The sequence below is a fragment of the Xanthobacter sp. ZOL 2024 genome (assembly GCF_052932325.1).
In genome coordinates, this window is the sequence record NZ_CM128808.1 from 942313 (window position 1) to 957136 (window position 14824).

General features: G+C 70.8%; 15 protein-coding genes and 1 riboswitch. Of the genes, 14 read left to right on the top strand and 1 reads right to left on the bottom strand.

Annotated features, from left to right (window positions below):
• The first annotated feature begins 1 nt into the window (after window position 1).
• The 3 genes from ACU4E7_RS04595 to cobJ are packed head-to-tail and all read left to right on the top strand — an operon-like array spanning window position 2 to window position 2141.
• Window positions 2–631 carry a precorrin-8X methylmutase gene (locus ACU4E7_RS04595; protein ID WP_447020793.1) on the top strand — a complete coding sequence of 210 codons (630 nt, stop codon included), beginning with the start codon at window positions 2–4 and terminating at the stop codon, window positions 629–631.
• On the top strand, window positions 628–1356 hold the full coding sequence (locus tag ACU4E7_RS04600) for a precorrin-2 C(20)-methyltransferase (RefSeq protein WP_238123273.1): 729 nt from the start codon (window positions 628–630) through the stop codon (window positions 1354–1356). The genes ACU4E7_RS04595 and ACU4E7_RS04600 overlap by 4 nt, the downstream gene beginning before the upstream one ends.
• Complete coding sequence (gene cobJ, locus ACU4E7_RS04605; protein ID WP_447020794.1) at window positions 1353–2141, top strand: precorrin-3B C(17)-methyltransferase; 789 nt, start codon at window positions 1353–1355, stop codon at window positions 2139–2141. Before ACU4E7_RS04600 ends, cobJ begins: the two co-directional genes overlap by 4 nt.
• Here cobJ and ACU4E7_RS04610 read toward each other — a convergent pair.
• Window positions 2114–2884, bottom strand: coding sequence for a cobalt-precorrin-6A reductase (locus tag ACU4E7_RS04610; RefSeq protein ID WP_447020795.1), 771 nt, complete (start codon window positions 2882–2884; stop codon window positions 2114–2116). The two genes, cobJ and ACU4E7_RS04610, sit on opposite strands and share 28 nt — an antisense overlap.
• Between ACU4E7_RS04610 and cbiE the strand changes: the two genes are divergently transcribed.
• From cbiE to ACU4E7_RS04665, 11 genes are all read left to right on the top strand, one after another.
• Window positions 2883–4082, top strand: a complete 1200-nt coding sequence (gene cbiE, locus ACU4E7_RS04615) for a precorrin-6y C5,15-methyltransferase (decarboxylating) subunit CbiE (protein WP_447020796.1) — start codon at window positions 2883–2885, stop codon at window positions 4080–4082. The two genes, ACU4E7_RS04610 and cbiE, sit on opposite strands and share 2 nt — an antisense overlap.
• A gap of 46 nt (window positions 4083–4128) precedes the next feature.
• Window positions 4129–4923 (top strand): precorrin-4 C(11)-methyltransferase, encoded by a 795-nt coding sequence (cobM, locus tag ACU4E7_RS04620; protein WP_447020797.1) that lies wholly within the window; start codon window positions 4129–4131, stop codon window positions 4921–4923.
• Window positions 4924–4933: 10 nt separating this feature from the next.
• Window positions 4934–6283: a cobyrinate a,c-diamide synthase gene (locus ACU4E7_RS04625; RefSeq protein WP_447021583.1), complete on the top strand. Its 1350-nt coding sequence runs from the start codon at window positions 4934–4936 to the stop codon at window positions 6281–6283.
• Window positions 6280–7014: a uroporphyrinogen-III C-methyltransferase gene (gene cobA / locus ACU4E7_RS04630; RefSeq protein WP_447020798.1), complete on the top strand. Its 735-nt coding sequence runs from the start codon at window positions 6280–6282 to the stop codon at window positions 7012–7014. The genes ACU4E7_RS04625 and cobA overlap by 4 nt, the downstream gene beginning before the upstream one ends.
• On the top strand, window positions 7007–7753 hold the full coding sequence (gene cobF, locus ACU4E7_RS04635) for a precorrin-6A synthase (deacetylating) (protein WP_447020799.1): 747 nt from the start codon (window positions 7007–7009) through the stop codon (window positions 7751–7753). The genes cobA and cobF overlap by 8 nt, the downstream gene beginning before the upstream one ends.
• Window positions 7754–7809: 56 nt before the next feature.
• Window positions 7810–8019, top strand: a riboswitch (cobalamin riboswitch).
• A gap of 156 nt (window positions 8020–8175) precedes the next feature.
• Window positions 8176–9003: a DUF4198 domain-containing protein gene (locus tag ACU4E7_RS04640; protein WP_447020800.1), complete on the top strand. Its 828-nt coding sequence runs from the start codon at window positions 8176–8178 to the stop codon at window positions 9001–9003.
• Window positions 9004–9019: 16 nt separating this feature from the next.
• Window positions 9020–9643, top strand: coding sequence for a cobalt transporter CbiM (gene cbiM / locus ACU4E7_RS04645; RefSeq protein ID WP_447020801.1), 624 nt, complete (start codon window positions 9020–9022; stop codon window positions 9641–9643).
• 4 nt (window positions 9644–9647) lie between these two features.
• Window positions 9648–10259: a cobalt ABC transporter permease gene (locus tag ACU4E7_RS04650; protein ID WP_447020802.1), complete on the top strand. Its 612-nt coding sequence runs from the start codon at window positions 9648–9650 to the stop codon at window positions 10257–10259.
• Window positions 10259–11050 (top strand): cobalt ECF transporter T component CbiQ, encoded by a 792-nt coding sequence (gene cbiQ, locus ACU4E7_RS04655; RefSeq protein WP_447020803.1) that lies wholly within the window; start codon window positions 10259–10261, stop codon window positions 11048–11050. Before ACU4E7_RS04650 ends, cbiQ begins: the two co-directional genes overlap by 1 nt.
• The gene (locus tag ACU4E7_RS04660) at window positions 11034–11738 is read left to right on the top strand and encodes an energy-coupling factor ABC transporter ATP-binding protein (RefSeq protein WP_447020804.1); all 705 of its coding nucleotides are present in this window, start codon (window positions 11034–11036) and stop codon (window positions 11736–11738) included. The genes cbiQ and ACU4E7_RS04660 overlap by 17 nt, the downstream gene beginning before the upstream one ends.
• Before the next feature lie 83 nt (window positions 11739–11821).
• Entirely contained in the window at window positions 11822–14812 is a 2991-nt protein-coding gene (locus ACU4E7_RS04665; RefSeq protein WP_447020805.1) for an outer membrane protein, read from the top strand.
• The last annotated feature ends 12 nt before the right edge of the window (window positions 14813–14824 follow it).

The window sequence follows — 14824 nt, forward strand, 5'->3', positions numbered from 1 at the left end:
GATGCCCTATCAGTATGAAACCGATGGCGCAGCCATCTACGCCCAATCCTTCGCCACCATCCGCGCCGAAGCGGACCTCGCCCGGTTCGCCGCCGATGAGGAGCAGGTGGCGGTGCGCATGATCCACGCCGCCGGCATGGTCGGCCTGGAGGCCCATATCCGCGTCTCTCCGGGCATGGTGGCGGCGGCGCGGCGCGCCCTGGAGGCCGGAGCCCCCATCCTGTGCGACGCCCGCATGGTCGGCGAGGGCATCACCCGCAAGCGCCTGCCCGCCGACAATCCCGTGCTCTGCACGTTGCATGACCCGCAGGTGGCCGCCTTGGCGGCGCAGCTCGGCACCACCCGGTCGGCGGCGGCGCTGGAATTGTGGCGGCCGCACCTGGCTGGCGCGGTGGTGGCCATCGGCAATGCCCCCACCGCCCTGTTCCACCTGCTGGAGATGCTGGAGGCCGCCGATTGCCCACGGCCCGCCGCCATCATCGGCTGCCCGGTGGGCTTTGTCGGCGCGCAGGAATCCAAGGCGGCGCTATGGCAGGCCCAGCCCGCCCCCTGCCTGATCGTCGAAGGCCGGCTGGGGGGCAGCGCCATCACCGTCGCCGCCGTCAACGCCATCGCGAGCCGCGCCGAATGACCCCGGGCACCATCTATGGCGTGGGCCTCGGCCCCGGCGATCCCGATCTGATGAGCGTGCGCGCCGACCGGCTGGTGCGCGGCGCCGCCCACATCGCCTATTTCCGCAAGGCCGGCCGGGCCGGCCGCGCCCGCACCATTGTCGACGGGCTGCTGCGCGCCGATGTCCGCGAGCATCCCCTGGACTATCCGGTCACCACCGAGATTCCGTTCGCCGACCCGCGCTACAACGCGCTGCTGGCCGATTTCTACGCCGGCGCCAGCGCCCATCTGCGCGACCTCGCGCAAGCGGGCGACGACGTGGTGGTGCTGTGTGAGGGCGACCCCTTCTTCTACGGCTCCTTCATGCATCTGCACGTGCGGCTGAAAGGCGAGGTGCCGGTGTGCGTGGTGCCCGCCATCACCGGCATGTCGGCCGCCTGGACCGCCACAGGAACACCGGTGACCTGGGGCGACGACGTGCTGACCGTGCTGGCGGCCACCCTGCCCGAGGCGGAGCTGGCCCAGCGCATGGCCGAGGCCGATGCCCTGGTGGTGATGAAGATCGGCCGCAATCTCGCCCGGGTCCGGCGCGCCCTCGCCGCCGCCGGCAAGGCCGACCGCGCCTTCCTCGTGGAATACGCCAGCATGGCCGAAGAGAGGGTCACTCCGCTGGCCGAGGTGGAAGCGGATGCCGCGCCCTATTTCTCCATCGCCATCGTCCACGGACAGGGACGCCGCCCATGACCGCGACACCCCAGCATGCCCCGCCGCAGGCCGCCGGCGGATGGGTGGTCATCGCCGGCCTCGGACCCGGCGACGAAGCCCTCGTCACCCCCGAGGTGGCCGCTGCCATCGCCGACGCGACGGATGTAGTAGGATACCTTCCCTATGTGCGCCGGGTCGCCGACCGCCCCGGTCTGCGACGTCATGAGAGCGACAACCGGGTCGAAATCGAGCGCGCCCGACACGCCCTGTCCCTCGCCGCCGAGGGCGGCCGCGTCGTGGTGGTCTCGTCCGGGGATCCCGGCGTCTTCGCCATGGCCTCGGCGGTGTTCGAGGCGGTGGAGCACGGCTTGCCCGCATGGCGCACCCTCGACATCCGGGTGCTCCCCGGCGTCACCGCCATGCTGGCCGCCGCCGCCCGGGTGGGCGCCCCGCTGGGGCACGATTTCTGCGCCATCAACCTGTCGGACAACCTGAAACCGTGGAGCCTGGTGGAGCGGAGGCTGCGGCTGGCGGTCGAGGCCGACTTCGCCATGGCCCTCTACAATCCGCGCTCCAAGGCCCGCCCGGACGGCTTCGGCCAGGCCCTGGCACTGCTCCGGACCCTGTGCGAACCCGCACGCCTGCTGGTTTTCGCCCGGGCGGTCAGCACGCCCGAGGAAGCCATCCAGATCGTGCCGCTGGAGCAGGCGGAGCCGGAGATGGCCGACATGCGGACAGTGGTTCTGGTGGGCGCCGCCACCACCCGCCTCATCCCCCGCGACCCGCGCCCGTTCGTCTACACGCCAAGATCGGTGTCGGCATGAGCCAGCCACTCCAGCACCGCCGCGACGCTCTCCAGCTCCAGTCGATCGAGCCGCGGCGCCCGGTCGATCATGATCACCGGCAGGCCGAGAGTGCGGGCGGCGACGATCTTCGCGTAAGCTCCTGTGCCTCCGGAGTTTTTCGAAACCACCAGCGCAATGGCATGCTCCTGCAGCAGGCGGCGGTCGGCCTCGACGCTGAAGGGACCGCGATCGATCACCGCATGGTGCTGCGGAAGGGGCAGCGGCGCCTTGGCCGGCTCGACCAGCCGCAACAGGTAGAAGTGCTGGGGATGGGGCAGGAAATCCGCCAGATGCATGCGGCCCACCGCCAGCATGACCCGCGTCGCCGGCCGGTCCAGCGCCGCCACCGCGCCGGCCATGTCGGGCACATGGATCCAATGATCCCCTGGAACCTCCTGCCAGGGCGACCGGGTGAGGGCCGCCAGGGGCAGCCCCAGGTGGGTACAGGCCGCCAGCGCATGGGCGCTCATCTGCACCGCGAAGGGGTGAGTGGCATCCACCACGTGGGTGATCCGGTTCTCCCGCAGATAGGCCTCCAGCCCCGCCACCCCGCCGAAGCCCCCGACCCGTTGCGGCAGCGGCTGCGCGGGCAGGCGCTCCACCCGCCCGGCGAACGACACGGTGCCGGCGATTCCCGCCGCCGAGACGGCGCGGGCGAGCGCCGCCGCTTCGGTGGTGCCGGCCAGGATCAACAGGTTGGGGCGAGATTTCGAGGCGCCCATGGGTGAAGCTCCGTGGCTGACCATCATCGGGGTCGGCGAAGATGGACTGGAAGGCCTCGCGCCGGCAAGCCGTGCGGTGTTGGAACGCGCGCAGGTGATCATGGGCCCGCCACGGCACCTGGCGCTGGTGCCAGACCTCGGGCAGGAACGGCTTCCCTGGCCGGTGCCCTTCGCCGCCGGGCTGCCGCTGCTGCAGGCGCAGCGCGGGCGGCGGGTCGTGGTGCTGGCCTCCGGCGATCCGTTCTGGTTCGGCGCCGGCAGCGTCATCGCCCGCGTGCTGCATGCGGATGAATGGCGGGCGCTGCCAGGCCCGTCCACCTTTGCCCTGGCGGCGGCGCGGCGCGGCTGGCCGCTGGAGCAGACCGCCTGCCTCGGACTGCACGCGGCGCCCCTGACCCGGCTGCGCCCGCATCTTGCTCCGGGCCGGCGCGCCATTGTGCTGCTGCGCGACGGCGCGGCAGTGGCGGCGCTCGGCAGCTATCTCACCGACCTCGGCTTCGGCGCCAGCCGGCTGTGGATCATGGAAGCCCTGGGTGGGCCCCGCGAGCAAATCACCGAGGCCCTGGCCGAGGCCCTGCCGGCCGCCCCCTTCGCCCATCCCCTCTGCGTCGCGCTGGAGATCGCCGGCACCGGGGCGGTGGTACCCCTGGCTTCCGGCATCGACGACGATTTCTTTGATCATGACGGGCAGATCAGCAAGCGGCCGGTACGGGCCCTGGCGCTGTCGGCCCTGGCCCCCCGCCCCGGCGAGCGGCTGTGGGACATTGGCGGGGGCTCCGGCTCCATCGCCATCGAATGGCTGCTGCGCGACCCGGCGATGCAGGCCGTCAGCATCGAACCGGTGGCCGCCCGCGCCGCCCGCATCCGCGCCAACGCCGCGCAACTGGGCGTCGATCGGCTGCAGGTGGTGGAGGGAGCGGCCCCGGTGGCGCTGCAGGGCCTGCCGCCGCCCCATGCGGTGTTCATCGGCGGCGGCCTCTCGGCCGACCTGCTGACGACCCTGGCCGATCTCCTGCCGCCCGCCACGCGCCTGGTGGCCCATGCCGTCACCTTGGAATCCGAGGCGGTGCTGACGGCCGCGCAGGCGCGCTGGGGGGGCGAGCTGCTGCGCATCGAGCTGGCGCAGGCGACACCGCTGGGCAGCCGCCGGGGCTGGAAGTCCGCTTTCCCCATCGTGCAATGGCGCGCCACCCGATGAGGGCGCCGCAGCGAACCCCGGCGGACGCCGCCGGGAAGGACCAGCCATGACCGTGCATTTCATTGGCGCCGGCCCCGGCGCACCGGATCTTCTGACCCTGCGCGGCCGCGACCTCATCGCCGCCTGCCCGGTGTGCCTCTATGCGGGCTCCCTGGTGCCCGAGGCGGTGCTCGCCCATTGCCCGCCGGGCGCGCGGATCGTCAACACCGCGCCGCTCAGCCTCGACGACATCATGGCCGAGATCGGCCGGGCCCATGGCGCCGGCCAGGACGTGGCGCGCCTGCATTCGGGCGATCTGTCGGTGTGGTCGGCCATGGGCGAACAGCTGCGCCGGCTGGAGGCGCTGGGCATCGCCTATACGGTGACGCCCGGGGTGCCGTCGTTCGCCGCGGCGGCCGCAGCGCTTGGCGCCGAGCTGACCCTGCCGGGCCTCGCCCAATCGGTGGTGCTGACCCGCACCCCCGGCCGGGCCTCGGCCATGCCGGAGGCGGAGGCGCTCTCCGCCTTCGCCGCCACCGGCGCCACCCTCGCCATTCATTTGTCGATCCAGAACCTGCCCCGTGTGGTGACCGATCTCACCCCCCATTACGGGGCCGATTGCCCGGCGGCGGTGGTCTACCGGGCAAGCTGGCCCGACCAGAAGATCGTCCGGGCGCGCCTCGACACCATTGCAGAGGCGGTGGGATCGAGCATGGCGCGCACCGCGCTGATCCTGGTGGGCCGCACCCTCGGCGCCGCCGGCTTCGCCGAAAGCCGGCTCTACGCCCCGGACTATGATCGACGCTACCGGCCGCAATCCAGCGACAGCGCCTGGGCAAGTTGGAGGCCGGATGATGAATGAACGCCCCCCGCTGCCGCCGGGCCTTCTCATTTCCGCGCCGGCCTCGGGCACCGGCAAGACCACCGTCATGCTCGGCCTGCTGCGGGCCCTGCGCGACGCGGGGCATGTGGTGCAGCCCTTCAAGTCCGGCCCCGACTACATCGATCCGGCGTTTCACCGCGCCGCCGCCGGCCGGCCGTCGTTCAACCTCGACACCTGGGCCATGGACGCCGGCCTGTTCGACGCCATCGCCGCGCGCGCCATCGGCGCCGATCTGTGCCTCGCGGAAGGCTCCATGGGCCTTTACGATGCGGTGGCCACGCGCGGGGCCCTGGGGTTCGGCGCCAGCGCCGAAACCGCGCAAGCCCTGGGTTGGCCAGTGGTGCTGGTGCTCGACGTGGCCGGCCAGGCGCAGTCGGCGGCGGCCACCGCGCTGGGGTTTGCCGCTTACGCGCCGACTTTGCCGTTTGCCGGCGTCATCGTGAACCGGGTCGCCAGCCCCCGGCATGAACGCCTGGTGCTGCGCGGCATGGAACGGGCCGGGCTGCCGGTGCTCGGGGTGCTGCCCCGGCGCGGCGACCTGGTGCTCCCCGAACGCCATCTCGGCCTGATCCAGGCGGCCGAACATCCCGACCTGGACGCCGCCATCACCGACTATGCCGCCTTCCTGCGCGCCCATGTGGACCTTCCCGCCCTGGTCGCGGCGGCCAGGGGAGGTGAACACCGGGGAGAACAAGAGCGCAGCGTCCTGTCGGGTGGGGCGCAAACGGCAGGCGGCCCCCTCCCGCTTCCCCCGGCCCAACGCATCGCCCTCGCACAAGACCCGGCCTTCTCCTTCACCTATCCCCATCTGCTTGAGGGCTGGCGGGCCGCCGGCGCGGACATCCTGCCGTTCTCGCCGCTCGCCGACGAGCCGCCCGACCCGACGGCGGATCTGGTCTGGCTGCCGGGGGGCTATCCCGAGCTTCATGCCGGCGCCATCGCCGGGGCGCAGCGGTTCATGGCCGGGCTCCGGCGCCATGCCGAGAGCCGCCCGGTGCACGGCGAATGCGGCGGCTACATGGTGCTCGGCACCACGCTGGTGGACGCGCAGGGCAACGCCCACCCCATGGCCGGACTGCTGGGCCTGGTGACCAGCTACCAGACCCGCCGCCTGCATCTCGGCTACCGCCGGGCGGAGCTGAGCGCGCCCATGCCCGGGTACGCCGCCGGCGCCACCCTGCGGGGCCACGAATTCCATTATTCCACCATCCTGGACCAGCCCGATGCCCCCCTCGCCCGCGTGGCAGACGCCGATGGCGCGCCGGTGGCCGAGACCGGCTCGCGCCGGGGACAGGTGACGGGAACCTTCTTCCATCTGATCGCACAGGAGCGCCCGTGAGCGGCTTCGTCAGCTTCGTCGGCTCCGGTCCCGGGGACCCGGAGCTTCTCACCCTCAAGGCGGCCGATCGCCTGCGGCAGGCCGATGCCGTACTGTTCGATGACCTCGCCGCCGGCCCCATCCTGGGCCTCGCCCGCCCCGGCGCCGATCTGGTGGGGGTGGGCAAGCGCGCCGGGCGTGCCTCGCCGCGGCAGGACCACGTGAGCCGGCTGCTGGTCGACTATGCCCGCGCCGGCGGCCGCGTGGTGCGCCTCAAATCCGGCGACGGCGGACTGTTCGGTCGGCTGGAGGAAGAGTTGCTGGCGGTGCGCGCTGCGGCCATTGCCTATGAGATCATCCCCGGCGTGCCCTCTCCCTGCGCGGCGGCGGCCGCCTGCGGCATCCCCCTCACCCGTCGGCTCACCGCGCGACGGGTGCAGTTCGTGACCGCTCACGACACCGAGGGACGGCTGCCAAGCGACCTCGATCTCCCGGCGCTGGCCGATCCCAAGGCCTGCACCGTGGTGTTCATGGGCCAGCGCACCTTTCCCGCCCTGGCCGCGGCGCTGCTGGCGCACGGCCTGCCGCCGGATACGCCGGCGCTGCTGGCCGAGGCGGTGGGCACGCCCGAGCAGGCTTTGGCGCGGCTCACCGTGGCGACCCTCGCCGAACGGCTGGCGACGGCGGTGAGCGCCAAGCCGGCGTTGATCATCTATGGCCCGTTGGCGGAAACGGGGGTGGGCTTTGATTGACCTGTGGCTGATCGGCATCGGCACCGGCAACCCGGCCCATGTCACCCTGGAGGCGCAGCAGGCGCTGCGCGCCGCCGCCCTGGTGCTGGTGCCGCGCAAGGGGCCGGACAAGGCCGATCTCGAGACCCTGCGGCACGCCATTCTGAAGGCCAGCGGAAGCACAGCGCCGGTGGCGACCTTCGACATGCCGGTGCGTGACGAGAGCCTGCCCTATCTGGAGCGGGTGCGCCGCTGGCATGACGAGATCGCGACCCTGTGGGCCGACACCATCGCCACCGCGCAGCCGCGCGGGCCCGTGGCCCTGTTGGTGTGGGGCGATCCCGGCCTCTACGACAGCACCCTGCGCATCGCCGCGCGGCTCAGCCCGCCCCCGCGCCTGCGGGTGGTGCCGGGCATTTCCGCCCTCCAGGCCCTCACCGCCGCCCACGCCATTCCCTTCAACACCGTGAACGGCGCGGTGAACGTGACCACCGGCCGCCGTCTGCGCGACTTCGGCTGGCCCGGCGAGGCCGATACGGCGGTGGTGATGCTGGATGGGGCCTGCAGCTTCAGCGCCCTCGATCCCGACGGAGTGGAGATCTGGTGGGGAGCGTTCCTGGGCATGCCGGAACAGGTGCTCGACAAGGGACCGCTGGCTGAGGCCGGCCCCCGCATCATTGCCACCCGCGCCGCCGCCCGAGAACAACACGGCTGGATCATGGACACCTATCTGCTGCGACGGGTGCGGCGGAGCGGGTGAGAAACACGGTGCCGGCTGTGCCTTGACACCACCCAGCCGGGCCAATACCACAGACATCGTGGTGTCCTCGAAAGTGTTTTCTCCCGCTCGGGAAGGACGTGCTGGCGAGGATGAAAAGGGAATTCGGTGCGCCGTTCGCGGCAACTCCGGAGCTGCCCCCGCAACTGTAATTGGCGAGCCCTCACCCCGCGTGTGCCACTGGCGCCTCCAGGCGTCGGGAAGGTCGGGTGGAGGCGGTGACCCAAGAGCCAGGAGACCTGCCACAAACCGCGCGCTCCGGCGCGCGGTCGTTCGTCGGACGCCGGGGTGAGCGTCGTGCGCGAGCGCGCCGGGCTTTTCCTCACGGGCCGGCGTGCGCGCCTCAGATTCCCCGCGTCTCCTGCTCAATCCGGGCCGTTTCGGCTCGTCGGGGAGACATCGCCTTGAACACTTTCACCCGCGCCTGCACCCGCGCCTGGAGTTGCGCCGCAGCCTTGCTGGCCGGCGCCGCCGGCCTCACCGCGCTGGCGCAGCCCGCCCAAGCCCATTTCCAGCTCATCTACACCCCCGAGACGAACCTGGAGAAGCCGCAGGAGGTGCCCTTCCTGCTGGTGTTCTGGCATCCCTTTTCCAACGGTCCGGCCATGGACATGGGCACGCCGGAGCAGTTCTTCGTCAGCCGCAAGGGCAAGACCACGGACCTGCGCGGCACGCTCAAGCCCATCACCTTCAAGGCCGCGCAGAACAGTTCCGCAGGGTTTGAAACCAAGGTGCGAGTGAACGGGCTCGGCGATCACATCTTCGCCCTGGTGCCGGCCCCCTATTACGAAGCCAGCGAAGACAAATACATTCAGCAGATCACCAAGACCTATGTGAACCAGGGCGGCGTGCCGAGCGGATGGGACGAGCCGCTCGGCCTCGCCACCGAGATCGTGCCCCTCAACAAGCCCAATGCCGTCATCGCCGGCTCCACCTTCTCCGGACAGGTGCTGAGCGAAGGCAAGCCGGTGCCGGGCGCGGAGATCGAGGTGGAATACATCGCCGCCACGCCGGATCTCGCCACGCGCGCCTCCGGCCCCGCCAGCGTCGCGCCACCGCCGGGGGGCGCCGTGGTGGTGAAGGCCGATGACAACGGCGTGTTCACCTTCGGCATTCCCCGCGCCGGCACCTGGGGTTTTGCCGCGCTGGGTTCAGGGCCTGCCAGGACGGTGCAGGGCAAGCCCCTCTCCCAGGACGCGGTGCTGTGGATCCAGGCCAACCCGCTCCAGTGACGGCTGCGAGGCTCCCATGCACATTGTCGATGGTGCCCTCTCTCCCCCGGTGCTGATCGGCGGCGCGGCGCTTGCCGTCGCCGGCATCGGCATCGGTCTGCGGCGGATGCCGATGGAGAAGATCCCGGCGGCCGGCGTCCTCAGCGCCACCTTTTTCGTCGCCTCGCTGGTGCACGTGCCGGTGGGCCCGTCCAGCGTCCACCTCATTCTCAACGGTCTGGCCGGGCTGGTGCTCGGCTGGGCCGCCTTTCCGGCGCTGTTCGTCGCGCTGCTGCTGCAGGCGGTGTTCTTCGGCTTCGGCGGGCTGACGGTGCTGGGCGTGAACACGGTGGACATCGCCCTGCCGGCAGTGGCCGTGGGCATGCTGTGCCGCGCCGGCATCGTGCGCTCCTCACCGCGCGGCGCGGCCATCTGGGGCGCGCTGGGCGGCGGGCTCGCCATCGCCCTCACCAGCGTCTGCGTCGCGCTGGCGCTGGCGCTGTCGGGCGAGGCGTTCATTCCCGCGGCCAAGCTGGTGCTGGTGGCGCACATCCCGGTGATGCTCATCGAAGCCGCCATCACGGGCGCTGCGGTCTATCTGGCACAGCGCGTCAAGCCAGAGCTGTTCACCGCCTTCGGCGCCTCCACGGAGCACGGGTGACCCCATGCGCAGAATTGTCACGACACTGCTGCTCACCGCCGCGCTCGCCGCCGGCCCAGCGCTGCCCGCCGCCGCCCACAAGGTGGTGGCCGGGGCCTACGCCGCCGGCGACCAGATTGAAGGCGAAGTCGGTTTTTCCGATGGCTCCATGGCCAACAATGCCCTGGTGGAGGTGCTGGCGGAGGACGGCAGCAAGATCGGCGAGACCCACACCAATCCCGAAGGGGTGTTCACCTTCACGCCCACCCGCAGCGTGGCCCACATCTTCCGCGTGGATCTCGGCGGCGGCCATGTGGCCGAAGTCCGCCTGGATGTGGCCGATCTGCCGGCCGCGCTGCGGGCGCCTGCTGCCGCGAGCGCGCCAACGGGTCCGGCCACAACTCCGGCGGCACCGTCGGCCGCCGTGGCGGATCGCCCTCCGACGCCCGCGCAACAGGCCGCTTTCGCCAGCGCCCTGCGCGACGAGCTGAGGCCGCTCCGGCGGGAAATCATCGCGCTCAAGGAGAAGAACGACTTGCAATCGGTGCTCGGCGGCATCGGCTACATCGTGGGCCTGTTCGGCCTGTGGTTCTTCCTGGCGGCGCGGCGTCAGATGCGCAAGGCCGGCGGCCACTGATGGGCGATCTGGCCCCGGCCGCCGGCCTCCTCGACACGCCGGCCCGCCGCTCCGGCTGGATCCCCCGCCTCGATCCGCGGGTCCGCCTCGTCACCGCCGGAGCGTTCGCGGTGCTGGTGGTCGCCTGTTCGGCGTTCGGCCCCCTGCTCGCGGCGCTGGCCGGCGCCGGGGCCATGATGGTGGCGGCGCATCTGCCCATCGGCCGGACCCTGCGGCGGGTCGCCACCATGGATTCCTTCATCGTCTTCATGCTGGCGACGCTGCCCTTCACCACCCCCGGCGCGCCGCTCTTCACCCTGTTCGGCCTGCCGGCGAGCCAGGAGGGGGTTGTTCACGCCGCCACCATCGCGCTCAAGGCCAATGCGGTCATGCTGATGGCCATGGCCTTGCTGTCCACCCTCGCTCCCGACACCCTGGCGCGCGCGCTCGCCCGGCTGGGCGCGCCGGAACGCCTCGTGCACCTCATCCTGTTCAAGATCCGCTATGTCGACATGCTGCATCAGGAATATCATCGCCTGCGCACCGCCATGCGGGCACGCGGCTTCAAACCCGCCAACACGCGCCACACCTATGTCAGCTTTGGCTACCTCATCGGCATGATGCTGATCCGCGCCCTGGAGCGGTCGGAACGCATTCTCAAGGCCATGAAGTGCCGCGGCTTCACCGGCCGGCTGTTCATCGAGGACGACAGCCGCCTGGGTGCCCACGACATCGCCTTCTGCATCCTGGCCGGAGCCCTCGCCACCGGCCTTGTCACCTGGGAGGTGATGATCCGTGTCGCCGCTTCTTGAGGCCCAGGATATCGTCTTCGCCTATCCCGGACGCCCGCGCGTGCTCGACGGCGCCAGCCTCACCCTGTCGGCGGGGGAACGGGTCTGCCTGGTCGGGCCCAATGGCGCGGGCAAAAGCACGCTGCTGCATATCCTGGTGGGCCTGCTCTCCCCTTCAGCCGGCACCGTCCGCGCCTTTGGCACCTTCTGCCGCGCGGAAGCAGATTTCATCGGCGTGCGGCAGCGGGCCGGGTTGGTGTTTCAGGACCCCGACGACCAGCTGTTCTGCCCGACCGTGGCCGACGACGTGGCCTTCGGCCCCCTCAACCAGGGCAAGAGCCGCGCCGAGGTCCGGGCCATTGTCGACGCGACCCTCGCCCAGCTCGATCTCCAGCACCTGCGGGACCGCATCACCCATAAATTGTCAGGCGGGGAAAAGCGGCTGGTGACCTTGGCGGCGGTGCTCGCCATGCAGCCGGAGGTGCTGCTCCTGGACGAGCCCACCAACGCACTGGATGAGCAGGTGTATGCGCGGCTGGTGGAGATCCTGCGCGGCCTGCCGCAGGCGATGGTGATCGTCTCCCATGATCCAGCCTTCCGCACGGCCCTCGCCACCCGCACCGTGCGCCTCCAGGCCGGCCGGACCGCCGACCTCGCCGCCACCGATGACGTCACGCCCGCGGCCCGCCAACGTCCGGCGCCGCGGTAGCTCCTGCCCGCGCACCGGAGGTCGCTTCCTTTTTCCCTCGCGAATCAGCAGATTGTGTCAAGGGAGCTCAGGGGGCGAGAATCATGGCGGCGATGGCGGCGGCGCGGCGCGCACTGCTGGTTTCAGTTTCGACACTTGCGACAGGGGTGGCGCTGCCGGCAATAGCTGCCGACCTGCCGCCGGCAATGGCGGTGAAAGCCCCCGGCCCCGCAGGCAGCTGGACCGGGTTCTATCTCGGCACCTATGTGGGCGCCGGCCTGGTGGACAGCCAGTGGGGACCGGGCACCGGGCCGCTCGCGGCCACCGCGCCCCAGTCCTTCCCCAGCTCCGGCTCGGCCGCAGGGGCGCTGATCGGCTCGACCATCGGCTACAATTACCAGATGGGCTCCTACGTGCTCGGCCTCGAGGGCGACCTCGGCACGGGCTTCCTCTACGGGCAGGCCCGTTGCGCCGGCAGCTGGCAATCCATCTGCACCACCGACACCGATCTGCTCGCCACCCTGGCGGGCCGGATCGGCTACGCCTTCGACAATGTGCTGGTCTATGGCAAGGCCGGCGCCGCCTTCATCAACAACAGCTACACCGTGAGCGGCACGGCTTATGCGGGCCAGTTCACCGGGTCGCAGTTTCAGGCCGGCTGGACGGTGGGCGGCGGTGTCGAGGTGGCGCTGACGCCGCAGATGTCGGCCAAGGCGGAATATGCCTATCTCGATTTCGGCAGCTCCGATGTCGACCTGTCCAACGGACGTGTCGCCAGCACCATTCCGATGTCCGGCTCGGCGCAGATGGTCAAGCTCGGCCTCAACTGGCGGCCCTGGGGGGCGCCGTTGCCCGGGTCCGGCGCGGCGCTGCCGGTGCCGGGGCGCAACTGGGCCGGCTTCTATCTCGGCGGCCACGCCGGCGGCGCCTGGGGACGCGACGACTGGACCACGGCCAACGGTTTCCTGGCGCAGGATTCCGTGGGCGGGGCCTTTCCGGGCGGCGCCAATCCCATGGGGCTGCTCGGCGGCGTGCAGGCGGGGTTCAATGTGCAGTCGGGCCCCTGGGTGGCGGGCCTGGAAGCTTCCATCAGCGCGGCGGACCTCAGCGGCTATGCCAAGTGCGCCGCCGGCAACACCGGCACGCCCACCAGCTATGCCTGCCACAACGCGATTTCCTCGCTCGGCTCCCTCTCCGGCCGGCTGGGCCAGAGCTGGGGCGACCTGCTGCTCTACGGCAAGGTCGGCGCCGCATGGGTCAACAGCTCCGGCGAGGTGTTCCCCACCGACAGCGTCCGCCATTACACCCAGAGCGGCACCCGCTGGGGCTGGATGCTGGGATCGGGCATCGAATATGCCCTGAGCCAGAATGTCTCGACCTTCATCGAGTACAATTTCTATGACTTCGGCACGCAGGACGTGACCTATTCCGGCTGGGGCCGCAGTGCCACGGCGAGCTTCCGGCAGCGGCTGGAGGCGGTGCGCGCCGGCCTCAACTACCGCTTCGCCTGGGGCGAAGCCGATGCGCCGATGGCCCACAAGGCGCCGGAGCTGCCCATGGGCTGGACCGCCGAGATCGGCGGCCGCTACTTCCTCAGCACCGGCCGCATGCAGAAGGACCTGATGGCGCCGGTGCCGCCGGCACGCCTCAACTCCCGACTGATCTATGCCAACACCACCGGCCAGTCGGCCGAGACATTCTTCCGCTTCGAGAACAAGGACGGCCTGTTCCTGAAGGGCTTCGCCGGTCTCGGCGGGCTCTCCGGCGGCGGGCTCAACGACGAGGACTTCCCGGCGGCGGTGGTCTATTCCAACACCATCACCGATCTGCACGACGGCCAGCTGGCCTATGGCGCCATCGATGTGGGCTATGACTTCCTGCGCCAGGGCGGCAACACCCTGGGCGCCTTCATCGGCTATCGCGGCTTCTATCAGAGCGTGAACGGCTTCGGCTGTCGGCAGCTCGCCGGCGACACCACCTGCGATCGCGCCCAAGCGGCGGCCTATCCGGCCCTGCTCAATTCCCTCGGCCTCAGCGAAACCGAGTCCTGGCAGGCGCTGGCCATCGGCCTCAACACCCGGGTGCATCTGTCCGATCGGGTGCGGCTGGAGGTGGATGCCGCCTACCTGCCCTATGCCACGCGGGCCAGCACCGACAATCACTGGTTCCGGTCCGACATCAACCCGCAGGTGGAGCAGGGCCGCGGCTGGGGCACTCAGCTGGAGGCCATTCTCTCCTACGCGGTCACCGACCGGCTGAACGTGGGACTGGGCGGGCGCTACTGGTACTTTGCCACCGACACCGCCTCCACCCAGTTCCCGGCTCCCATCCCACGCTCGCCGCAGGCCTTCTTCTCCGAGCGCTATGGCGCCTTCGTGCAGGCCTCCTACCTGTTCGGCGACCTGCCGCCGAAGGCCGACGGCAGCCTTATCACCAAGGCGCCGGAGCAGCCGGTGAACTGGACCGGCTTTTATGTCGGCGGCACCTTGGGCGGCGGCAAGGGGCACTCCACTTATGCCTCGCCCTTCGCGGCACCGGTGTCCGGCGATGCGGCAGATCTCGGCGGCGCCATGGCCGGCGGGCAGATCGGCGGGGACTGGCAGTTCGGCGCGCTGGTGGTCGGCGCAGAAGCCTCCGCTGCCTGGGCCAACATCATCGGCGCCAACACCTGCTTCTCCACCGCGCCCGCCGGCGCCGATTCCGGCTTCAACTGCGGCAGTGGCGTGGGCGCCCTCGGCACGGTGACGGCGCGCCTCGGCTATGCCTTCGACAAGACCCTGCTTTATGCCCGTGGCGGCTTCGCCTGGGATCGGCAGACCGACGGCTTCAACAATTTCAACTTCACCGGCCAGCTCATGGGCCACGACAGCACCAACACCGGCTGGACCGCCGGCGCCGGCGTCGAATATGCGCTGCTGCCCAATCTCTCGGTGGGGCTGGAATACAAGCACTTCGACTTCGGCGGCTCGTCGGCCTTCTTCACCACGGCCCCGGCGTCGCTGGTGGGGGTGAACCTCGCGCCTGACGGCCTCCGGCTCGACATGGTCGCCATGACCCTCAACTATCGCTTCGGAAGCTTCGGCGCCGGCCAATAACGCATATGGCGG